This is a genomic window from Frateuria edaphi (genome assembly GCF_021117405.1).
GTDB lineage: Bacteria > Pseudomonadota > Gammaproteobacteria > Xanthomonadales > Rhodanobacteraceae > Frateuria_A > Frateuria_A edaphi.
Genome location: NZ_CP088251.1, coordinates 3,022,152 through 3,042,501 on the forward strand (window position 1 = coordinate 3,022,152; position 20,350 = coordinate 3,042,501).

The 20,350-nt window shown below is 67.9% G+C and carries 28 protein-coding genes and 1 pseudogene; 9 read left to right on the top strand and 20 right to left on the bottom strand.

Annotated elements, in window-relative coordinates; translation table 11 throughout:
- Positions 1-28: 28 nt before the first annotated feature.
- From LQ772_RS14090 to LQ772_RS14120, 7 genes are all read right to left on the bottom strand, one after another.
- On the bottom strand, positions 29-550 hold the full coding sequence (locus LQ772_RS14090) for a GNAT family N-acetyltransferase (RefSeq protein ID WP_231321638.1): 522 nt from the start codon (positions 548-550) through the stop codon (positions 29-31).
- Complete coding sequence (locus LQ772_RS14095; RefSeq protein ID WP_231321640.1) at positions 547-747, bottom strand: hypothetical protein; 201 nt, start codon at positions 745-747, stop codon at positions 547-549. Before LQ772_RS14095 ends, LQ772_RS14090 begins: the two co-directional genes overlap by 4 nt.
- A complete protein-coding gene (locus LQ772_RS14100) occupies positions 744-1,157 on the bottom strand; it encodes a hypothetical protein (protein WP_425600795.1) in 414 nt (137 codons plus the stop codon). Before LQ772_RS14100 ends, LQ772_RS14095 begins: the two co-directional genes overlap by 4 nt.
- A gap of 80 nt (positions 1,158-1,237) precedes the next feature.
- Positions 1,238-1,447, bottom strand: coding sequence for a hypothetical protein (locus LQ772_RS14105; RefSeq protein WP_231321642.1), 210 nt, complete (start codon positions 1,445-1,447; stop codon positions 1,238-1,240).
- Positions 1,448-1,526: 79 nt separating this feature from the next.
- Positions 1,527-1,796 carry a hypothetical protein gene (locus LQ772_RS14110; RefSeq protein WP_231321644.1) on the bottom strand — a complete coding sequence of 90 codons (270 nt, stop codon included), beginning with the start codon at positions 1,794-1,796 and terminating at the stop codon, positions 1,527-1,529.
- Positions 1,797-1,923: 127 nt separating this feature from the next.
- Positions 1,924-2,361, bottom strand: coding sequence for a GNAT family N-acetyltransferase (locus tag LQ772_RS14115; protein WP_231321646.1), 438 nt, complete (start codon positions 2,359-2,361; stop codon positions 1,924-1,926).
- Positions 2,362-2,450: 89 nt separating this feature from the next.
- Entirely contained in the window at positions 2,451-2,918 is a 468-nt protein-coding gene (locus tag LQ772_RS14120) for a DUF1203 domain-containing protein (RefSeq protein WP_231321649.1), read from the bottom strand.
- Positions 2,919-3,081: 163 nt separating this feature from the next.
- Here LQ772_RS14120 and LQ772_RS14125 point away from each other — a divergent pair, with 163 nt between their 5' ends.
- Complete coding sequence (locus tag LQ772_RS14125) at positions 3,082-3,270, top strand: hypothetical protein (protein WP_231321651.1); 189 nt, start codon at positions 3,082-3,084, stop codon at positions 3,268-3,270.
- Positions 3,271-3,399: 129 nt separating this feature from the next.
- Entirely contained in the window at positions 3,400-4,275 is an 876-nt protein-coding gene (gene bla, locus LQ772_RS14130; RefSeq protein ID WP_231321653.1) for a class A beta-lactamase, read from the top strand.
- 106 nt (positions 4,276-4,381) lie between these two features.
- On the opposite strand, the gene LQ772_RS14135 is transcribed toward bla, so the two are convergent.
- Both LQ772_RS14135 and LQ772_RS14140 read right to left on the bottom strand, forming a co-directional pair.
- Entirely contained in the window at positions 4,382-4,795 is a 414-nt protein-coding gene (locus tag LQ772_RS14135; protein WP_231321655.1) for a hypothetical protein, read from the bottom strand.
- A gap of 17 nt (positions 4,796-4,812) precedes the next feature.
- Complete coding sequence (locus LQ772_RS14140) at positions 4,813-5,733, bottom strand: M14 family metallopeptidase (protein ID WP_231321657.1); 921 nt, start codon at positions 5,731-5,733, stop codon at positions 4,813-4,815.
- Positions 5,734-6,005: 272 nt separating this feature from the next.
- Here LQ772_RS14140 and LQ772_RS14145 point away from each other — a divergent pair.
- Positions 6,006-6,161: pseudogene (locus LQ772_RS14145) on the top strand (HupB); the annotation flags it as partial.
- 78 nt (positions 6,162-6,239) lie between these two features.
- Here the strand turns inward: LQ772_RS14145 and LQ772_RS14150 are convergent.
- Positions 6,240-6,833: an OmpH/Skp family outer membrane protein gene (locus LQ772_RS14150; RefSeq protein WP_231321658.1), complete on the bottom strand. Its 594-nt coding sequence runs from the start codon at positions 6,831-6,833 to the stop codon at positions 6,240-6,242.
- 332 nt (positions 6,834-7,165) lie between these two features.
- On the opposite strand from LQ772_RS14150, the gene LQ772_RS14155 reads away from it, so the two are divergent.
- Together LQ772_RS14155 and LQ772_RS14160 are read left to right on the top strand one after the other, a co-directional pair.
- The gene (locus tag LQ772_RS14155; protein WP_231321659.1) at positions 7,166-8,032 is read left to right on the top strand and encodes a class I SAM-dependent methyltransferase; all 867 of its coding nucleotides are present in this window, start codon (positions 7,166-7,168) and stop codon (positions 8,030-8,032) included.
- A 165-nt stretch (positions 8,033-8,197) separates the two neighbouring features.
- Positions 8,198-9,094, top strand: coding sequence for a hypothetical protein (locus tag LQ772_RS14160; RefSeq protein ID WP_231321660.1), 897 nt, complete (start codon positions 8,198-8,200; stop codon positions 9,092-9,094).
- Between the two features lie 79 nt (positions 9,095-9,173).
- Here LQ772_RS14160 and LQ772_RS14165 read toward each other — a convergent pair whose 3' ends face one another.
- The 4 genes from LQ772_RS14165 to LQ772_RS14180 form a co-directional block, all read right to left on the bottom strand.
- Entirely contained in the window at positions 9,174-9,596 is a 423-nt protein-coding gene (locus tag LQ772_RS14165) for a DUF3465 domain-containing protein (protein ID WP_231321661.1), read from the bottom strand.
- Between the two features lie 59 nt (positions 9,597-9,655).
- Positions 9,656-10,174, bottom strand: a complete 519-nt coding sequence (locus LQ772_RS14170) for a PH domain-containing protein (protein ID WP_231321663.1) — start codon at positions 10,172-10,174, stop codon at positions 9,656-9,658.
- Between the two features lie 170 nt (positions 10,175-10,344).
- Positions 10,345-10,845, bottom strand: a complete 501-nt coding sequence (locus LQ772_RS14175; protein WP_231321664.1) for a hypothetical protein — start codon at positions 10,843-10,845, stop codon at positions 10,345-10,347.
- Positions 10,846-10,993: 148 nt separating this feature from the next.
- Entirely contained in the window at positions 10,994-11,809 is an 816-nt protein-coding gene (locus LQ772_RS14180) for a hypothetical protein (protein ID WP_231321666.1), read from the bottom strand.
- 155 nt (positions 11,810-11,964) lie between these two features.
- Here LQ772_RS14180 and LQ772_RS14185 point away from each other — a divergent pair, with 155 nt between their 5' ends.
- Complete coding sequence (locus tag LQ772_RS14185; protein WP_231321668.1) at positions 11,965-12,213, top strand: hypothetical protein; 249 nt, start codon at positions 11,965-11,967, stop codon at positions 12,211-12,213.
- An 88-nt stretch (positions 12,214-12,301) separates the two neighbouring features.
- On the opposite strand, the gene LQ772_RS14190 is transcribed toward LQ772_RS14185, so the two are convergent.
- Together LQ772_RS14190 and LQ772_RS14195 are read right to left on the bottom strand one after the other, a co-directional pair.
- Positions 12,302-13,555 carry an MFS transporter gene (locus LQ772_RS14190; protein WP_231321670.1) on the bottom strand — a complete coding sequence of 418 codons (1,254 nt, stop codon included), beginning with the start codon at positions 13,553-13,555 and terminating at the stop codon, positions 12,302-12,304.
- Between the two features lie 148 nt (positions 13,556-13,703).
- Positions 13,704-14,246: a DinB family protein gene (locus tag LQ772_RS14195; protein WP_231321672.1), complete on the bottom strand. Its 543-nt coding sequence runs from the start codon at positions 14,244-14,246 to the stop codon at positions 13,704-13,706.
- Between the two features lie 197 nt (positions 14,247-14,443).
- On the opposite strand from LQ772_RS14195, the gene LQ772_RS14200 reads away from it, so the two are divergent.
- Complete coding sequence (locus LQ772_RS14200; protein WP_231321673.1) at positions 14,444-15,805, top strand: glycoside hydrolase family 2; 1,362 nt, start codon at positions 14,444-14,446, stop codon at positions 15,803-15,805.
- Positions 15,806-15,952: 147 nt separating this feature from the next.
- Positions 15,953-16,147, top strand: a complete 195-nt coding sequence (locus LQ772_RS14205) for a hypothetical protein (RefSeq protein WP_231321674.1) — start codon at positions 15,953-15,955, stop codon at positions 16,145-16,147.
- A gap of 460 nt (positions 16,148-16,607) precedes the next feature.
- On the opposite strand, the gene LQ772_RS14210 is transcribed toward LQ772_RS14205, so the two are convergent.
- From LQ772_RS14210 to LQ772_RS14225, 4 genes are all read right to left on the bottom strand, one after another.
- Positions 16,608-17,282 (bottom strand): CPBP family intramembrane glutamic endopeptidase, encoded by a 675-nt coding sequence (locus LQ772_RS14210; RefSeq protein ID WP_231321675.1) that lies wholly within the window; start codon positions 17,280-17,282, stop codon positions 16,608-16,610.
- Between the two features lie 113 nt (positions 17,283-17,395).
- The gene (locus tag LQ772_RS14215) at positions 17,396-17,779 is read right to left on the bottom strand and encodes a VOC family protein (protein ID WP_231321676.1); all 384 of its coding nucleotides are present in this window, start codon (positions 17,777-17,779) and stop codon (positions 17,396-17,398) included.
- A gap of 128 nt (positions 17,780-17,907) precedes the next feature.
- Positions 17,908-18,801, bottom strand: a complete 894-nt coding sequence (locus tag LQ772_RS14220) for a 1-acylglycerol-3-phosphate O-acyltransferase, YihG family (protein ID WP_231321677.1) — start codon at positions 18,799-18,801, stop codon at positions 17,908-17,910.
- 183 nt (positions 18,802-18,984) lie between these two features.
- Positions 18,985-19,638 carry a glutathione S-transferase family protein gene (locus LQ772_RS14225; protein ID WP_231321678.1) on the bottom strand — a complete coding sequence of 218 codons (654 nt, stop codon included), beginning with the start codon at positions 19,636-19,638 and terminating at the stop codon, positions 18,985-18,987.
- 111 nt (positions 19,639-19,749) lie between these two features.
- On the opposite strand from LQ772_RS14225, the gene LQ772_RS14230 reads away from it, so the two are divergent.
- Positions 19,750-20,337 (top strand): TetR/AcrR family transcriptional regulator, encoded by a 588-nt coding sequence (locus tag LQ772_RS14230; RefSeq protein WP_231321680.1) that lies wholly within the window; start codon positions 19,750-19,752, stop codon positions 20,335-20,337.
- The last annotated feature ends 13 nt before the right edge of the window (positions 20,338-20,350 follow it).

Consider the following 20,350-nt stretch of genomic DNA (forward strand, 5'->3'; position numbering starts at 1 on the left):
GCGACGATGGGCCGCAGGGGGATGGGCGTCACCGCAACACGAGGCTGAAGCCAAACACCGGCAACTCGCCCTGCATGAAATCCAGTTCCGGCGCTCGCTCGAAGCCCAGCCGCTCGTACATGCCCCAGGCGACCTGCATGGCGCGGGTGGTATGCAACACCACGCGTGCATGGCCGCGCTCGCGTGCGCGCTGGATGCAGGCCTCGGTCAGCGCCCGCCCCACGCCCAGGCCACGCGCCGCCGGCGCCACGCCCAGCAGGCGGATGCCCGAGGCGTCGAGGAGCGTGCCGGCGCTGCCGCCCGAGCCGTAGTGCGCCATGTCGCCGAAATAGACCACGCCGCCGAGCAGCCGGTCGTCGGCGTCCAGCGCCACCAGCAACTGCGCCCGTGGCTTGCGGGTGAATTCGCCGATGTTCGCCAGCAGGGCGTAGTAGCGCGGCTGTTCGTCGGGACCGGGAAAACCCTCAAGCCGCGCGTACACGTCCACCAGCAGGCGCCCAAGCGCATCGAATTCCCCGGGGCGCGCCTCGCGGATGCGCACGCCGGTCATTGGTCGCTCGAACGCACCCGCGCGAGACCCGCCGGCGTCAATTCCAGTATCGGTGCGCCTTCGCAAACGTGCTCGGGCCGGCGCACCAGCCCGGCCAGCGTGAGCCGCGCCACGGCCGGTTCCGGCACGGTGGCGCCCTGCCCTTCGGCCACGCGGGCGAGGTGGGCCAGGTCCTCCAGGTCGAGCTTGTCGCTCATCGTCGGCGTCCTTCGGTCGCGTTCCCGGGCCTGCGCGCAAACGGCCACCAACCCGTGCCCCAGCGGGCATAGCGATCGGCCGCCCGCTCGAACCGATTGTGCACGCTGACGCCCCCGCACAGCAGGTACAGCGGCAGGAACAGCGGGCCCAGCACCATGTACTGGTACACGTGCGCGCGCTCGTGGTCGGCCAGCGATACGCGCGGTTCGACCGCGTGCCCGGCGCGATGCGCGTAGGTCGGGCAGGCCACGTCCAGGCTGTCGCCCGTGTGCAGGATGACGTTGCCCAGGGTCAGCGCGCCGCCGGACGTCCACGGCATCCGCTCGAACACCAGCGCGCGTTCGCGTGGGCGCCATCGCACGCGCGCGCCCACCATCAGGCCGATACCGCCGGCAAGCAGTCCGAGCAACGTGTTGGGCGAGGCCCACAGGCCGCCCAGCGCGAGGCCGAGGACGCCGGCCAGGCGCGGTTGATGGCGTGCGTGCGCCCTCAGCAGGACCCCACCAGTTCGTGCGCGAACGAACTGGCCGCCGCCATCGCCTGGTCCTCGTCGCGGAAGTGTTCGCCGGGCACCACGCGCATGGTGCCGTCCGGGAGACGCACGGTGACGCTCAGCAGGCCGTCGGCCTGCTCGTTGAGGATCGCCACGAAATGCTTGCCGCTGTCCTCGAAGGTGCGCTCATGGTGGGTGTGCTGCATGGAAAGCTCCTCGTGGGTGGAATGGTTCCATCTTGCGGGCGGCCATCGCCAACGCAAGCAGGCACGGCCGCAGCCGCAACTAGACCTGCAACGGGCCGGGCGGGAAAGGACGCGGGATCAACGCGGTATCGCCCTGCTTGCGCTTGGCCGCCGCGATGCCTGCCTGGCAACCGGCTTCGGCCGCCTCGAACAGGTCCGCGTACGGGGCGCCGTTCCGCACGGTGTCGGTACGGATCAACGGCAGGCCGGGCTGGGCCCGCAACAGGGCGAACTGGCCGACAAAGCCCGGCCCGTCGGCGGGCACGATCCACGAACCCACCACCACGATGTCCCCGACGAGGTATGCCATGCATCCGCTCCTCCGCCTCGGCGTGCCCATGGTGGGCTCGCGCCACATCACGCCAGCATGAAAATCATGCGGACAAGGCGGTGAAGTGTGACCTCCTGCTCACGGCAGGCGCCGATCGCGCAGACGTTCAGGCAGGCGACGGCAACAGGGAGGTGCGGAACTGGAAGCACTCGATGCCCAGTCCCTCGCGGAAGTAGAACCGGTGCGCCTGCTCACGCACCACCCGGGAGATCAGTTGCAACTCGCTGCAACCTTGTGCGCGACCGGTTTCCTTGAGCCAGTCCAGCAGCCGCGCGCCGTAGCCGCGCGAGCGCACGCGCGCGTCGGTGACGAAGTCGTCCACGTACAGCAGGCGGCCGCAGTAGAGCATGTGCATGATGCGGTATCCGGCCACCGCGCGGACCTCTCCCTCGTCCACCAGACAGGCCAGGCGGAATCCGTCGGACTGCATCAGCTCGCGTATCCGCCGAACATACGCGGCGCGTTCGAGCGATGGCCTGAGCTGCACCATCACGTCGAAGGTACTGGCGATCCCGGCATCGGTTTCGACCTGTTCGATGATCACGGACGTCTCCGGAAGATGTGCGCGGCCAATGTAGCGATTTCCATGGCAGGCGGGCACCCGGCTCATCCGTCGACGCCGTCAGCGCCCCCTCAGGCGCGGTCGATGCGCGCTGCGTAGCAGCCCCGCGTGGCGTAGTGCGCGTGCAGGTAGTCCACGCTCGGCCGGGCGAACAGGCGCCTGATCGCCGCGTCCATGTCGGAGCCGTCGACCAGTTCGGCCTCGACCATCATGTGGCTGGCGTCGAACGCGCGCAGCGAAATCGGCCGGATGCGGATGACGTCCGGGATGTGGTCGACGGCGTCGTAGGCGGCGTCGGCACCCTCGCGCACGAAGATGGCATGGCTGGCGCGGAACGGCGTGTCGGCAGGTTGGTGGGTGTAGTTCAGCAGCAACGCCGTCTCGCCGGGCTCGAGGTCGCGCAGCTCGATGCGGTCGGGGAAGCCGGGCGCGTGATCGACCACGTAACGGCGTGCGCCGGCGGCGGCCAGCGCCGCTTCGTCCAGGCCGAACAGGTGGCGGAAGGGTTCGGGCGAAAGCCCGCGGATACGGAAGGCCATGACGAACTCCAACGGAGTGGGATCGCGCAAGGCTAGGTCGTGCGCTGCCACCGGGCACTCCGGTTCTTGCGCAGGCCGCCCGCCGCCGCAGCTCGACGCCGCGCTCACGCGCACTTTCGCGCGTGGGCCGAGAATGGCTGCAAATCATCGATGGGAGCAGCGCATGAACACGTCCAATCCCGGCAAGGGCGACGAGGCGGACCGCAAGCAGCGTGCCGGCGCCGATCCCGGCAAGGCGATCCCCAAACGCCCGGCGGACACGACCGCCAGCGGCGATGCCACGAACGACACCGGCGAGGACAACCAGCGCCAGAAGGGTGAGCGGCCCGCGGACGATTACGTGCGCCGCTGAGCGCCGGCGCATCGCTGCCGGGCGACGAGACCCCGGCGCCCGATGCCCGTCAATTGCCCGCGCCCTGGCCGCTGACAGGCTCAACGATCCCCCAGGATCGCGTCTTCGTTCCTGCCGAAGGCGACCCACATGAAACGCCGCGACTTCATCAAGGGGAGCCTGCTGGGCGCCCTGCTCCCGGCCGCACTGGCCCAGGCGCGGCCGGACGCAGCCGCCGCGCCCGACGCGGCCGCCCGGCTCGCCGCGCTGCAAAGGAACCACGGTGGGCGCCTGGGCGTGGCCATCCTCGACACGGGCAGCGGCCGGCGCGTGGACTGCCGCGGCGACGAGCGGTTCCTGATGTGCAGCACTTTCAAGGTGCTGGCCGTGGCTGCGGTCCTCGCGCGGGTCGACCGCGGCGATGAGCGGCTGGACCGGCGCATCGTGTTCGGTCCGAACGTATTGCTCGACTATGCGCCGGTCACCCGGCTGCATATCGGCGCTCCGGGCATGACGGTCGAGGCGCTGTGCGCGGCGACGCTCACCCTCAGCGACAACACGGCCGCCAACCTGCTGCTCGACGCGCTCGGCGGGCCGCAGGCGGTCACCGCCTTCGTGCGCGGACTGGGCGACACCGTGACCCGGCTGGACCGCACCGAGCCGGAACTCAACGTCACCCGTCCCGGCGACCTGCGCGACACCAGCACGCCGCGCGCGATGCTCGACACCCTGCGGCACCTCCTGCTGGGCGAGGCGCTGGGCGCCGCGTCCCGGGCGCGGCTGCTCGGCTGGATGCGCGGCTGCCTGACCGGCACCGACAAGCTGCGTGCCGGCCTGCCCGCCGGCTGGAGCGCAGGCGACAAGACCGGCAGCGGCGCGCAGGGCGAAACCAACGACATCGCCATCCTGTTTCCGCCGGATCGCCCGCCGCTGCTGGTCACCGCCTATTACGCCGCGCCCGCCATCGACGCGCGCCAGCGCGGTGCGGTGCTTGCCGAGGTGGGGCGGATCGCCGCCGCGCTCTAGCGGGCGATGCTCTCCCGCACGTGGTCGCTTCGACTCCGGCGCTTTGCGCCTACGCTCGTCGCGAACGGATGGGAGGTGCAACCTGGAGTTGGCGCGCGCTGGCGCGTCAGCGTCCGATGTATGCGGTGCGGCGAAAGCGCAACGCGGACCAGTCCTGATCGATGGCGACCTGGCGCACGCTGTCGAAGCCCAGGGAGCGGATGACGTCCCATCCGCTGTCGCGATTGAACTCGCACTGGTAACGCCGGGATGCCGCTTTCGGATAGGCGAACCACAGCACGGCATCGCCCTCGGCCTTGGCCGCCAGCACCCTCGACATCGCGTCCAGCTCGCGCTGTGTCGTCAGGAAGGCCAGCGCGAACGCCACGCTTGCCGTGCCGGCCGGGTCGCGCAGCACGCTGACGCCTTCGAGCGCCTGCAACTCCGGCTCGAAACTGGCCGGCGCGTCGACGACCAGGATCGCGGCCTGGCCTTTCAGGTTGAGCTTGGCGAAGACGGACGGCACGGTCGGATCTTTCATCTCCAGCGCGATCGCGTTTACGCGTGCGCGAGCGCGAACTCGATCGCCGCGCGGACGGCGGCTACCTGGGCCTCGTTGCACTGCTCCGCGGTCGCCTTCGGGCTGTCCGGATAGACCTCGGTGGTGGTCTTGTACGGCGCATCGGTGATGCCGGCGCACAACCCCAGCTGCCTGAGCGGGTAGCGGATGACCCCCGGCGCTACCACGGGCGAACCGATGATCTCGCCGTTCGCGTCGGCCGGCGCGATGTGCGTCACCTTGGCCACGGCCGCGATCACCGCCTGCTGGAACGCCGGCTGCGGGTTCACGCTGTCGTCGACCAGGTAGAAGCCATCGGGGATCTCGCCGGGCTCGAAGGCTTCGCCGTCGCGCGCGGCGAGCGCGGGGCGGAACTCCGACTCGTCCGTATCGGTGGTCTCGTGCAGGTCCACGTGTACCCGCACGCGATCGCGCAGTGGCGCCACCAGGCGTAGAAGCGCCGCCGATTCCTGCGCCGGGCTGTCCTCGCGGAAAGAACGGTTCGGGTCGATCGCGTGCGCGTTCCAGCGATGGATCCGCTCGTAGGCCCACGGGCTGATGCATGGCGCGATGAGCAGGTTGACCTTGCCCTCGTAACTGGCGGCGTGCTGCTCCGCGAAGCGCAACGCACCGTGCACGCCGCTGGTTTCGTAGCCGTGCACGCCGCCGGTCACCAGCACGCAGGGAAGATCGTCGCGCCAGTTGCGGTTGCGGATCGCGAACAACGGGTAGCTGTCGGGCGGATAGTCCAGGCTGCCGTACTGTTCGACGTCCAGCCGCGAACGCAGGCGATCAATCACGGCCAGCACATCGGCCTCGTAGCTGCGCTGGCGGGCCTGGCGCGACAACCACGCGGCCACTTCCGCCGGTCCCCAGGGAACACCGGGCGTGCCGATCGGGTAGGGGGCCTGGTTCGTCATCGCGTCGCTCGCTCTGCCATCGGGAGGGGAGCGAAACACTTTAACACCGCGTGCACACCCCACCGACCGCGACCGGCGCCGGGGCTTGGCCATTCCAGGCTTTCCCACACCGGCAAACGGTAGGAGTCACTGGTCGGTTTCTACCAGGCACAGGTGGGGCAGTACCGGTGTGCGATGCGCCCCTGTCTTTACGTGACCGTGGTCGACTGGCGACCTCGCGTTAACCGCGCAACCGCTAGCGTCGAAGCCCAGCCAGCCACGGGAGCCATGCCATGTCCAAGGGCGACAAGTCCTCCTACACCGACAAGCAGAAGCGCGAAGCGCACCACATCGAGCAGAGCGAAAAGAAGGAAGGCAAGTCCAAGGAGACTGCCGAGCGCATCGCCTGGGCAACGGTGAACAAGCAGGACGGCGGCGGCAAGAAGTCCTGACCGCCGCGTACAAAAAATGAACTTACTACCGCGGGCCCGTCCGACCGGACGAGCCCTGCGGTCGCATCTGGGCGCTTACTTGCCCGCGTTGGCGGGCAGCGGCTCCAGGTTGAAGCTGATCGTGGTGATCTTGCGATCCAGGCCCTGCACCACGCCCGGGGTCAGGTCGTTGGTCATGTTGCCGCCCAGCACCGAGTCACGATCCAGCAGCAGTCCGCAGTTGTGGCTCTTGTAGACGTCGGCGACGATCGGTTCGGCCTCCTGGCCGATGCGCTGCATGGCCTTGGAGCGGGTCAGCTGGATGCGCTGGTCGAGTTCGCCTGCCTGGCCGCGGAACGTCTGCACGCGCTGCTGCAGCGCCTCGCCCTGCTGCTTGCGGTCCGCATCGCTCAGCGACTGGGCCTTCTGCTGGAAGCTCTTAAGGTCGGTATCGAGCGGCTTGCGCTGGTTTTCCAGCTGGGTCCGCGCCTGCTCCGCCAATTGCCCCAGCCGCTGGCTCGCCGCCTGGCCTACCTTGGACTGCGCGAAGACCGCCTCGCGCGAGAGCATGCACACCCCCGCGACGGCGTTGCCGCCCAGGTCCGCGGCATGCGCGGAGGACACGGGAAGGGTCGAAAAGCCGGCCACGGCGACCAGCGAGGCGGCAAGGAACGAACGGGAAAGGTTCATGTCGGGCAGTCCGGTGTTTGGGTAATGGTCCGTGGACCCCGCGGGCACACGGCAGTTCCCCAGCATAGCGGAGCCGCGTTCGGCCCCGGCATCGGAAAAACCGGTACCCGCGGCGGGTGCACCCTGCTGTTCAGCGGGGCGAGCCGGGTGCCCGCCGCGACCAACGGCCAGGGCGCGCGGGGCGAGCAGGTAACCGGCGGAAACAGTGAGCGTCTCTTGCCTGCCTTCTTCCGGTAGGCATGCCGTCGCAGCGTTCGCCTCTTGACCTCAAGTCGACTTGAATTGGCACAGTGGGCCACCGCCTCTTGCAGGCCAGCACCGGGACACGACCCATGCACACCGCACCGCAGCAGCCGGAGGGTGGACAGTCGGCACTCTGGAACGGGCCGGCCGGCCGCGCCTGGGTGGCCCTGCAGGAGGTTCTCGACCGGATGTTCGAGCCGTTCGCGCAGGTCCTTCTGGAAGCCGCCGCGCGCGAACCGGTGCGGCAGGTGCTCGACGTCGGCTGCGGCGCGGGTGGTACGACGCTGGCGCTGGCCGACTCCCTGGGATCACGCGGAGGATGCCTTGGCATCGACGTCTCCGAACCCTTGGTCGCCCTGGCCCGCGCGCGGGTCCGCGACGCCGGGACGCCAGTCCGTTTCATCTGCGCCGACGCCCAGACCCACGCGTTCGCGCCGGAGCGCTTCGATCTGGTCGTCTCGCGCTTTGGCGTCATGTTCTTCGGCGACCCGGTCGGTGCCTTCTCGAACCTGCGCCGCGCGGCGCGCGACGGCGCGGCCCTGCGCTTCGTCGCCTGGCGCAGCCCCTTGGAGAACCCCTTCATGACCGCCGCCGAACGCGCCGTGGCACAGCTGCTTCCGCCATCGGCCGCGCCTGCGCCAAACGCGCCCGGCCAGTTCGCTTTCGCGGACGGCGCGCGGGTGCATGCGATCCTGGTGCAGAGCGGCTGGATCGATGTCGAAATCCGCCGCCTCGATCGCGATTGCACTTTCGCCGAACGGGACCTTCTCCCCTATCTCACGCAGATGGGCCCGCTCGGTCGCGCCCTGCCCGGGCTGGAGGCATCCACGCGGGCGCGCGTCATCGAGGCAGCCCGCGCCGCTGTCGAGCCGTACGTGCACGGGCCCGACGTGCGCTTTACCGCCGTCTGCTGGCAGGTCGACGCACGCGCATCTTCCGTTCGCAAGCTCACCTGACGGGTCCTGCTCCATCCGCGCGTCAGGAACCCTTGCCGCGTCAGCGCCACCGTTTGGGTCGAAGCGATGCCGGCCGGTTGCTCCCCGACACCCGGCTTTCTTGCGGATGTCGGAGCCCACTATGCTCGCGTTGCACGGCGCGGGGGCGCCGACAAGGGGATCATCATGACGACTCGTTCCAAGGGACCGGGAGCCGGCTTTGGCTGGCTGACGCGGGGCATCGATGTGGCACGCCGCCACCCGCGGCCGCTGCTGGGTGGTGCCGGCCTGCTGCTGGTGGCCTGCCTGCTGCCTTCGCTGGCCACGCTGCCGTTCCAGTTTCATGCCATGCAGCCCGGCGCGCAGCCCAACCCGGTCGTGTTCGGCGGCCTGATGTTGTTCTCGATGCTGCTGGGCCTGCTGGTGGTGCCGCTATATGCCGGATACCTGCAGGTGATCGATGCCGCCGAGCGCGGGCAGCGGCCCCGCGCGCGCGACATCTTCAAACCCTACGCGCAAGGCCAGGCGCCGCGGCTGATCGGCTATGCGCTGGTACTGATGGTGGTCTTCGTTGCGCTGTTTGCGCTGGTGCTGCTGGCGGCGGGCGGTGGCCTCGTGGGCTGGTACATGCAGGCGATAGCCGCACAGGCCAATCACCTGCCACCGCCGGGCTTGCCGGCCGGCTTCATGAGCACTTTCGCGCTGCTCATGGTGCTCTGGCTGTTCCTGATGGGTTTCTACGCGATCAGCCTCGGCCAGGTCTCGCTGGGCAACCGCAGCGTGCTCGGATCGATCGGCGACGGGGTGACGGGCGCGCTCAAGAACGTGCTGCCGCTGCTGGTGTTCGCGTTGAGCCTGACGCTGGTCTGGATCGTGGCGACGATCGCCCTCGTGCTGCTGGTGCTGGTGGTGGGGTTGCTCGCCAAGCTTGTCGGCATGTGGCTGGTGTTCGTCCTGGCCATTCCGCTCTACATCCTGATGGTGCTGGCGATGTACGCGGTCATGTTCGGCGTGATGTATCACCTCTGGCGCGACGTCTGCGGCGATGATGCCGCCGCCGGGCTGGCGCCGGCAGCCATCTGACGAAGCGATCGCGCATGCAGCAGGAAGGCGGCCCTTGGCCGCCTTCTTTTTTTGTGACTCCCGGACGACGCTGCGGCGTTTACTGGAACGTCTGGCCCGCGTGCCTGAGCCATCCCGCCACGTGGCGGCCCGACGGATCGCGATGCGTCCAGTGCACCACGCCGCCCTTGGGATTGGACTGGTACTCGCCGTAGTACTCGACCGTGTCGCCCACTTCCAGGCCGGTCACGCGAGGCGCCAGGTCGATGTTGTGCGCAACCAGCAGGGTCTGGCCCGAAGGCAACCGCAGGATGAAACGCTGGTGCCGGCTGCCGTCCTCGTCGTCGGGAAGGATCCGCGTGACGGTGCCGCTCCCGCGCACCTGCGTGTCGTCGGCGACAACGCCCTGCTGGCCCTCGGCCGATGGTGCGACGGTGACCGCCCGGTCCGTTCCGCCGTCGAAACGCTGGTAGCCCGCGACTGCGACCACCACCAGCGCCAGCACGCCCAACAGCTTCCTCATCGATGCCGCCCCTTTCGTTGCTTCCATCGTCTGGGCGATCGCGAGCCCGGGACCCCGCGCTACATCTGTTCCATCGGCAACACGCGCCGGCGGGTGCGCTCGCGCAGCGAACATTCACGCAACGTGTCGGCCATGGCCTCCAGACCCGCGATGCCATAGAGATCGACCACGGGCATCTCCGGGTCGGAGGAGTGCAGCTGCACCCTGCAAAGCCCGACAAGGCGCATGCCGAGCGGCTTGATGACGTCGAAATGGTCCACGCGGAACAGCTCCACGTTGTCCTGCGCCTTGGAGAGCAGCCCGCGCTCGACCCGCACCCGCTGGGTGGTGATGGTGAAAGTCAGGCTGAGGCTGCGCACCCAGTAGAACAACAGGGCGACGCCGAGCGTGCAGACCGCCACGACGTACTGCCCGAAGGTGTAGATCACCTTGGGGTGGCCGCTGAACAATGTCTGCTCCTCGCTGGCCTCGTGTGCCGCGACGTAGGCATCCAGATCCGTGCCGCAATAGCGGCATTTGCGCGCCGCCGCCTGGATCAGCTCGGCACACGCCGGGCAGCGCTTCAGTTCTTCGCTCATGAGCCAGTTTCCCGTTGGACCGTCGCGGTCGCCGGGGCGATGTTAGCGCTGATCACGCGCGGAGCGACGCGCCGGAGAAAAGTCCGGCGCGCGTCTGGCCGGTCGGTCCCGCCGGGATCGGAGTCCATGGGATTCCGTCCCGGCGGATCGTGCTGCCATCGGTTCGCGCGTTATTGCGCCAGGTAGGCGCGCACCCGCGGTTCGTTGAGGAGCTTCATCACGCTCTCGGCAATGCAGCCGTTGAGGTCCTGCGCAAGGAGGCCGCTGGTGTGGGGCACCGTCATCGTGACCACTTCGCCGTTGCCCAGACGCGCCTCGAAGCTCAGGTGGCTGTTCCAGTGGAAGCCCGCGTATTTGCTGAGCAGCGAATTGACCTTCAGCTCGATGGACTTGGCGGAACCGTCGGCGGGAATCGAGGCCTTCGCGATTTCCTTGGTCGTCTGCTGCACCATGACCTCGGTGATCGAGTGCAGGTCCGAGCTCAGCTTGGAACCGCTGTACGAATAGACGATCACCGGTCCGGTCTGCGACTGGGCATTGGTCACGTGGACCTCGCCGTGCACGGGCATGGGAGCAATAAGGCCATCGCGCAGCGGGTATTCCGTGGGCGTGAACTTCACGGTGCCGCAGCCGGACAGGAGCAGGAGGGCCAAAAGCAACAGGTAACGCATGGTTTTCCCCAGTTTGATGTGAGCTTGCGGTGCTATGCCCGCTTGGCGTTCTGCCGCCCGCGCCTAGTTCGGCGCGGACGGCACCGCAATGGAGCCCGCGGTGACATGGCCCGCGCGGGCACCTTGTTTCGTTTCCTACGCTTTCCGCCTAGCGGCTGGCGAGGGTCGCGTCTTCCACCGGCAGCGAATACACGGTGCTCCACTGCGGCTGGCCGGTGGCGAAGCCGATCCGGCCGGCGCCCGCGTCGAAGCCGTAGCCGTTGAGCGGGATCTCGGTGCGTGGCGTCACGAACGACGAGCGCAGCACCTTCTTCTGCATGGGATGGAAGGTACCGGCGACGTCGGTGGCGAACGTCGTCGCCGTCCACGCAAAGCCTTCGCGGACATCGGCCGACAGGCGTTCCACCTGCGAGGGCTCGAGCCCCTTGGCCAGCTGCTCGGTGGTGTAGACGTCCGGCGCCTCGTACACGTACTTGCGCGACCACGCCTTGCTGCCCTGCTTGCCCTGCACATGCAGCAGCGCGGCAAAGCGCACATGCGTCTCGTCGACCTTCTCCACCAGCAGCATCGGCGAAACCACGGGCGCGCCCGCGCCGCCATCGAAGGACAGGCCCTGGATGCCGGATGCGGCATCGGCAAACAGGCGATTGGCGTCGACCGGGAGCTTGCCCTGCAACGCGGTCACATCATGCGCGGTCTGCTTCTTGATGGCCGCGACGTTCGCCGCCACGCCCAAGGGACCGAGCAACAGACCGACCGCCACACCACCACCGCCCTGGTTCTGCATGTAAAGGATCGTGTGGCCGGCATCGAGGAAGCCGTGCATGTGATCCAGTTCCACCGGATAGGGCCCCTTCGCGAACGCGTGTCCCATACCCAATCCCTGTGCCGGCTGGTAGGGCTGCAACGTCACGCAGCCGGCCAGCGTGGCGAGGCAAAGCCCCACCCCCATCTTCTTCAACATCTCCTGCCCCCTGTCAAAATCCGTTTGTCTGCGGCGCTTCCGTTGCGGAAGCACCGTCGTGCATCGTGCCGCCGCCGATCGTTCTACGCAACGCCTTCACGCCGATACGGTGCAACCTGAGCTGCCCTGGTCCTTGCGTCCTTACGCTGCCCGTCATGCTCCAACTCAACCCGCCATTGCCGCTGGACACGCCCAAGGGCGAAGGTCTTGCCCACATCCTGATCGACTACGGTCCCGAGTCCGACCTTTACTGGACGGTATTCATCAACGCCACCGGCGAGATCTGGACGTTTGCCAACCGGGACGTTCGCGCCAGCAAGAACATCACGCTGGGCCGCACCCATCCGCAATCGCCCAAAGGGGAACCGCGCGCCACGGTGCCCGTGCGCCCGATCGCGGGATGACTCAAGCGGAACGCGGGATGTTCGCAGTCGCCCGGCCTGCACGGGCGTCGACCGCGTTACCACGGTGCTCCGCCGACCCGCCGCGAACTCACGGGGGTGGCGAACCCGTCGTCCCCTGTTCCGGGCGATCTTCACCAGTATGGAGCTCAAGCGAGCTGGCGCCCGTGTTCACCATCGGCACGAAGTTGTCGTCCGGGGTCACTTCGCGCTTGCGGTGGACGAAGCGATGGAACGCATAAGCGGCCAGCGTTCCATCGAGGATGGCGAACCAGACGAACAGCAGCTTCGGCCCGAGGAGGCTCATGAGCGAACCGGCCAGCAAGGGCCCGAGCGCCGAGCCGATCCCGTTGACCAGCAGCACCGTGCTGGATGCCGTCAGCAGCTCGTCGCGGTGGACGTAATCGACCAGGTGCGCCACGGCGATCGGATACAAGGTGAGGCTCATGCCGCCGAAGGCGAAGATCACGACCATCGCCGCCACGCCCCCGGGGTTGGACAGCAACAGGTTGGTCAGCGCCGCCAGAGCGGCCACCGCGCTGATCAGCGAGAGCGCCAGGCGTCGGTCGATGCGATCGGAAAAGCGCCCCAGCGGCCATTGCAGCACCACGCCGCCGGCAATGCCCACGCTCACGTAGGTGCCGATGCCCGCGGGGGCCAAACCACGGGCCGCGGCGTACACCGGCAACAAGCCCCAGAACGCGCCCAGCGCGAGGCCGGACAGTAGCGCGCTGACCAGCGCGGTAGGCGCCAACCGGAACAGGTGCCCGATCCGCACCCGGGGCACTGAGCGGATGTGCGGCTGCGGCTGGCGGCTCGTCACCACCGGCAGGCTGGCCGCGCAGAACAGGATCGCCACCACGCAGAACAGCACGAACCCGTCGCCCTGGATGCGCAGGAGCTGCTGCGCGGCGGCGCTCGCGCCCAGGTTCACCATCATGTAGATGGCGAACACCGAGCTGCGGTGCGCCGGATCGGCCGACACGTTCAACCAGCTCTCGATGATCGCGTACAGGCCCACCAGCAGCAGCCCCTGCAGCACGCGAAGCACCACCCACACGCCGTACGCCGGATCGAGCGCCTGCACCAGCACCACCAGCGTCACCAGCGCCGTGCAGAACGCGAAGGTGCGGATGTGACCGATGCGGTGGGTAAGCCGCGGCACTGTGTAGGTGCCGACCAGGAATCCGGAGTAATAGGCCGACGTGAGCACGCCGATCATCGCCACCGAAAAGCCGAGCGTCCGTCCCTCCAGCGCGATATGCGAATGAAGCAGTCCGACGCCCATCAGCAGGAACACGGTGCTCAACAGCAGCGGCGTGGAGGTGCGAAGGCTGGTCAGCATGGATGGGCGGCGAGGCGGGCGAAAAGGCATCCTACCGCTCCGGCCTGCCGCGCTCCGTGACGGGCCGCGACGCACGCCGGCCCCCGCCACCGCTCGAGGCTGCGGACGCTGCGCGGCATATGCATGGCGCAGCCTCCGGGGGTCCAACTCAGGCCGAGGACCAGTCCGGGATCAGCACCGACAGGTCGGTGACTCCGACATCGACGCCACGCTGGCTGAAGAGCGTAGTCACCTGTCCACGGTGGTGCGTCTGGTGATTGAAGGCATGGCGCAGCACCAGCCCGGCTTCCCGCGTGAAGGACTCGCCCGCGCTGTTCACGTAGCGCATCGGCCTTGCATATGTGGTCTCGGTGGCCTCGTGGGTGAACGCGACAAGCACGCCGTCCAGCGCCTCGCGGTCCAAGCGCAGCCGTGCAAAGTCGGGAAAGGTGATGCCGCGGACCAGTGCCGGCAAGGGCGCATGCCGGAGCGGCTCCAGCGACTCCAGCTCCGGAAAGTTCGCGGCAAAGCGGCCCAACCAGTGCGTGTCGGCCGCCAGGATGTGGTCGAGCGTGGCAAGGATCGAACCGAAGAACGCACCGCGGTCGGCGCGCAGTTCCGCCTCGTCCACGGACGATGCAGCCGTGTACAGCCGCTCGTTCATCCACTGGTTGTAGCGGGCCATCAGCTGGAAATCGCGGGCAAGTGACATGGGAAACCTGTTCTCGGGCCTTGGGGCCCGGAGCAAAGGCATCGACCTTACCCGGGCGCACGGGTTGGCACAAAGCAGCTTCGGTCCAGGGCACCGGCACGGACGCGGCTGGCACGGCCCTCGGTTGAACATCGGCCAACGTCTACTGCAATCTCGCCCATGTTTGCGTGCTTCCACCACTCCGACGGGATCCCTGGATGACGAGCAACGGATTTTCCCCGGCCGCGCCACGGGTCGATGCCACGCAGCGCAAGCGGGTCATCGCCATTCTCGTAGCGACGCTGGTGACATGGGTCGCCGTCATCGCCGACCTGAAAACCGGCGGCCGCCCCGATCCCGGGCCGCTGCGCGCCGCCTCTAGCCTGCTCGACGGCCCGTGGCGGTTCCATACCGGCGATGACCTGCGCTGGGCCGCCGCCGACACGGACGACAGCGGCTGGAAGACGATCGACCTGACCGCCCTGCAGGGCAGCCACGACGGCGACGTGGGTCTGCCCGATTACGTGGGCGGGTGGATGGCGCACGGCCATCCCGGCTACCACGGCTATGCCTGGTATCGGCGGGAGGTAACGGTGCCCGCCGACGCGACGGGATGGGAGATCCTCGGGCCGACCCTGGTCGAGGATGGCTACGAGCTGTACTGGAACGGCCGGCTGCTCGGCGGCTCGGGGCGGCTCGGGCCGGACCCGCGCCTGGTCGGCACGCGGCCGCTGCGGTTCGCCCTTCCTGCCGACGCCGCAGGCAGCCGGGGCGTGCTCGCCATCCGCGCCTACATGCGCCCCGGCTCCGGCGCCAGCGCGGACAGCGGCGGCATGCATACGCCGCCCCTACTGGCGCCAAGACCGGTGGCGGATGCGCTGCACCGCGCGCAATGGCGGCGGACCGTCGCCGGTTACATCGTCGATGCGGTCGAGCCGGCCGCCATGCTGGCGGTGATCGGCCTGGCGCTTGCGTACGGGCGCCGCAGTGGCCGCAAGGGTTTCCTCGTCTTAGCCTGCCTTGCACTGGCGCTCACCGCAGTCAGGCGGCTCGACAATGCCATCGTCTCCTGGACCGACCTGCAGGACCTGGACACCTATGCGTGGCTGGCGTCGGTCATGTGGGTACCGACGATCGCCGCCTGGGTGCTGGCCTGGAACCGTTGGTGCCTGCGGCCGTGGCGCAGCATCGATGGCGTGGCGATCGTGCTGGCGGTGGCCGGGATCATCGGCGCGCTCACCCATTCGGCGGGCTGGACAAGCGTGTGCCGACTTGGCTCGCTCGCGCTGTTCGTCGTGATCGGCGCGCGCATCGTTCGCACCGGTCCGATGCGCGCCCTCGCGGCCCTCACGCTGGCATCGGTCGTGGCCGCGCAATTCGGCGCGGAGCTGCTCGATACGATCGGCGTGCCGGGCATCTGGTTCCCGTTCGGCATCGGCGTGTCGCGGACGCAGTACATCTATGCGATCGCCGTTCCGCTGCTGGCCGTCCTGGTCGCGCGGACCGTGCTTCCCCGCGAAACACGATGCCCGGCCGCGCGGCAGGAAGGAAAAATCGTCACGTCCGGTGCCGGTCCGTGAAACGCGCTCCAGCTCCGTTTCCGTCACTACCCTCCAGGCATGGAATCCACCGGGTAGGCGGATCGGGCACGCTGGCCCTGTTGTGCTTGCTGCCCTTCGCGGACCGCGCGCACCATGGCGCACCGAACCTGCATGGGGCGATGGCACATGAGCACCCATAGATGCGACCGGTACACCGAGCGCGGCCCCTATATCGCCTGGCTCTGCAAGATCGACGACGGCGAGTACACGATCACCGTGCAGATTGCAGAACGTCCGCCGGAGAGCGCCGACGAATTCTTCGCGACCGAGGAGCAGGCCCTTCAGGCGGCCGACGTGCTCGCTCACCGGCTGCAGCAGTAGGCAGGCCTGACGCGTTACGGCTTCTTCCGCCAGGCGATGACGCGCCCGGCTTATTCAGGCTTCGCGAGTGGAACGGAACCGCTAGCTGCCGTCAGGTTTCCAACGCCCAGTGCTGCTTCCAATCGTTCCGGCGATTCCACGGATAGTCCATCGCCGCGATCGAAACGGCTTCTGTCCGCTCTCGGCCCGGTCGAAGTCCCGCCCATTGATGGCAAGGCGATCGACTTCGTCGTCGAGGCCGATCGCGCCCAGTTGGATCAATCGTCCAGCGAGTGCGCGATGGGCGACTGAGGACAAACATCGGCAGCAACGCGACCCTCGACGATGCCATCGCCGCGTTCAATTCGACCAGGCGGAGCAACGGGAAGACGGTCGTCCACGTTCGTCCGTGAGGACACGAAAAACAGCGGTCAGGGTCGACGATGAAAGTGCACCCTGACCGTTTTTTCGACAGGTATACCTAGCTCAGATAACCAAGGCGGAGCAGCGTGAACGCGCTCATGTCGGCGCAGGCGTGGAAGCTGATCACGTACCATAGGTTGGCCGGCCAACGGGAGCGCACCCCGCCGGCGAATAGCGCGAACACCAGCGCGTTGGCCACTCCGAAAGCTCCCAGTTGCGCGTGATAAGCGGCGAACGCCAGCACCGTCAGCGTGAGCGCCAGCCCGGATCGCACCCTCCCGGCCGGCAGCCACCGCATGAGCGACCCGTGCAGGAAGCCACGAAAAACCAGTTCTTCATAGAAGCCGCCGATCACCCAGGCCAGGGCCAGAGCGATCAAATAGCCGGAGAAGTGCTCGCGCACGAAGGCGAAGTCGGACAGGTCCGGCCGCTCGCCCAGCAGGAGCGCGAGCATGGGGCCGATCACGCTGACATTGACCGCGGCGTAGAGCACGCCAAGACACCCGCCCACGAGCAGCGCGCGCACGCCCAGCCCACGCCAGCGGAAACCCGTATCGGCCCACCGCAGCCCCTGGCCGTGCAGCATCACCGTGCACAAGCCGAGCCCGAACAACGGATAAAGCACCATCGGCACACCCAGGTGCGGCGCGACGAGCACGCCGAGCGTGCCGAGCACAACAAGGCTCGTCTTGCTGAGCGAACGGACGGACGATCTGATTGGGACCTCGCGCATGATCGCCGGCGCTCCGCCTTCTCGCCTCAAGTGGCCCTGAACCCGTTCGTCTCAGAACCGCTCCGTTTGATAAAAGCCTCTGACCCCGGTCGTTCTGCCTGAGTCGGACGAGGCTAGTCCCACCGATTGGCGTTCTTCGGGTAGCCAGGCCGTTGGACCCGGACCACGCAGAAGCGTTGCCCGGTAGGGGCCTGCATGACTACCCAGCGTTCGAGACGCTGCACCACCATGGCTCCCAGCTTCTCCAGACGGGCGACCTCGGCAGGGATGTCATCTGTCTCGATGTCCAGGTGCACGCGGCTCTCGTGTTCCACGCGCTGGATCTGGACGATAGGTTCGTCAGGCGGGGTTTCGAGCATGCGGTAGTTGCCGCGTGTGCCGGGATGCGACGGGTCGGTGGGGCGACCGAGCGCGGCCGCCCAGAATGCCGCCGCCTCGTCCACATCGTCCGTCTTGCAGTCGATCAGTACTGCGCAGAGTCGAGAGTAATGCGCCATGGCTTGATTGCCTCCATCCCGTTGGCTGGGCGTTCCCGCCTGATAGGTGAAACTGACCCCGTTAGTGCAAATCGAATAAGGGGCTCTGACCCCGTTAGTTAGGTCGCTTGGTCGATCGTGTCAATGAGTCAACCCGACCCCGTTTGCTGCTGGATGTCCGCATCCTTCTGCGCCCACAACGCGTTGATCCATGCCTGGAAGCGCTCGCGGAAGGCCGGGTCGTTCTCGTAGTCGCCGCGCAGCGCGGGCTCGATGGAACGCTGGCGCACCTGCACGCGGATGTCGCGGATGCGGCCGGCGATCAAATCCATCATCGACCCGGCGCCACCCACATAGACGATGGTGACGTCCAGGATGGCGTGCAGGCCCTCGCCCATCGCGTCGAGCACGAAGGCGACGCCGCCGGCGCGGGGACGCAGCAGATGGCGGTATGGCGAAGCCTGCGCCTCGTGCTTGGCGCGGGTGAAGCGCGTCCCCTCGACGAAATTCATCACCGACACCGGCATGTGGCGGAATTTCTCGCAGGCGCGGCGGGTGGTCTCGCGATCCTTGCCGGCCAGCTCCGGGTGCTTGGCCAATTGCTCGCGCGAGTGGCGTTTCATGAAGGGGAAATCCAGCGCCCACCACGCCGGCCCCAGCAGCGGCACCCAGATCAGCTGGCTCTTGAGGAAGAAGCGCAGGAACGGGATGCGGCGGTTGAAGACCTTCTGCAGCACGGGGATGTCCACCCAGCTCTGGTGGTTGCACAGCACCAGATAGTTGCCGTCCGGGCGCAGCCCTTCCAGCCCCTCGATCTGCCAGCGAGTGTGCGTGAACAGATCGAACAGGGCGCCGTTGACCCCGATCCAACTCTCGGCGATCACCACCAGCGCGCGCGACAGCGCCACTCGCGCACCCCGCCACGGCAGCACGAGCTTGACCAACGTCAGCGCGAACAGCACCAGCACATGCGCCACCGTGCTGGCGGCCAGCAACAGCAGGGCAAGCGGGACGCGCAACAGCGCAGGTAGCGAGGCGAGCATGAGCGAGGCCGTCGTGGGGCGCTGTAGCGTAACGCGAGGGCGGCGGGGATCGCGCGACCAAAGTCGGCCGGCCGCGGGGCAGCACCCCAGCGGCGAGCGGTGCAAACAACAGGAAACAGGGATCGGAGTCGACTTTGAAAAGTGCCCTCTGATCCCTGTTCCGCCAGACCCTGTTTCAGGCGTTCAGGCGTTCGCCAGTGCCGGCATCTGCGACGCGTTCGCCTTCGTCGGCCATGGCTCGGCCCAGGCCGGAATCGCCATCAGCCGATCGAGCCAGCGTGTGATGTTCGGATAGGCGTCGAACGGCATCTCTGCCTGGCGCCAATCGCACGCCATGGACGCCAGCTGGAAGTCGGCAATGGTGAGCCGGCCGCATGCCACGAAATCGCGGGAAGCGAGATGACCTTCCAGCACAGGCGCGACCTTGTGCAGGCCCGGCACCGCGGCGGCCAGTTCCGCCGGGTCCGGCTCGCCGATATGGAAAGACGGCTTGATCACGTGCTCGAAATAGAACGGTCCTACCGCGCGCGACCAGTGGTTGTCGTTCCAGGACAGCCAACGCAGTATCTCGATCTGGTCGGCCGGCTGCTGCACTGGCCACATGTCCGACCCGACCTTGGCGCACAGGTAGGCCATGATCGCCGAGGATTCCCATAGCGTGACCTCGCCGTCGACCATGGTCGGCGCCTTGCCGTTGGGGTTGAGGGCCAGATACGACGGCGCCTTCAGGCCGCCCGCCCCGAGGTCGATCTCGATGCAGTCGGCCTCGATGCCCAGATGCTTCGCCAACGCCAGCACGCGACGTGGCGCCTGGGCCCTGATCCAGTAGATCTTCATGCTGTTGCCTCCGGTGGGTGGTTACCGGTGGCCCAGATTACGCATCCGCACAATATGTTAAAGAACATATTTTGCAGTCGCGCTATACCTCGCTGCCGGAGGTTCCACACCATGTCCTACCGTCCCGAACATGCCGTACAGACACGCGCACGCGTCATCGAGTCCGCGCGCCGCCTGTTCAATCGCCATGGGTTCGAGCAGGTCACCATCGACCAGATCATGGCCGACGCCGGGCTCACGCGCGGCGCGTTCTACCATCACTTCCGGAGCAAGAGCGAACTGTATGCCGCGGCCGTGGCGAGCTTCGCCACCTGCAATCCATTCGCCATCCGGACAGCCGATGACGCGGACAAGCTGCGCGACCCGCGCGCGCTCGCCCGCATGCTGGTAGAGCTCTATCTGAGCGACGAAACGCTGGCGAATATCGACCTGCACTGCCCCCTCTATGCCCTGCCCTCGGACGTGGCGCGCGCGGGGCTGGAGCCGCAGGAGGCCTATACGAGCCTTATCCGGGGCATGGGACACATCTACCGGACCGCGCTCAAGGGCGTTCGCGACGCGCCCCGACGCGCCGAGGCGATGGTCGCCCTGTGCGTAGGCGGGATGGTGCTGGCACGCACCACCAACGACCCCGAGCTACGCCGGTCGCTTCGCGCCTCGGCACGGCATCAGGCGCTGGCGTTGCTGAAGGTGGAATAGGCGCCCGACCGGG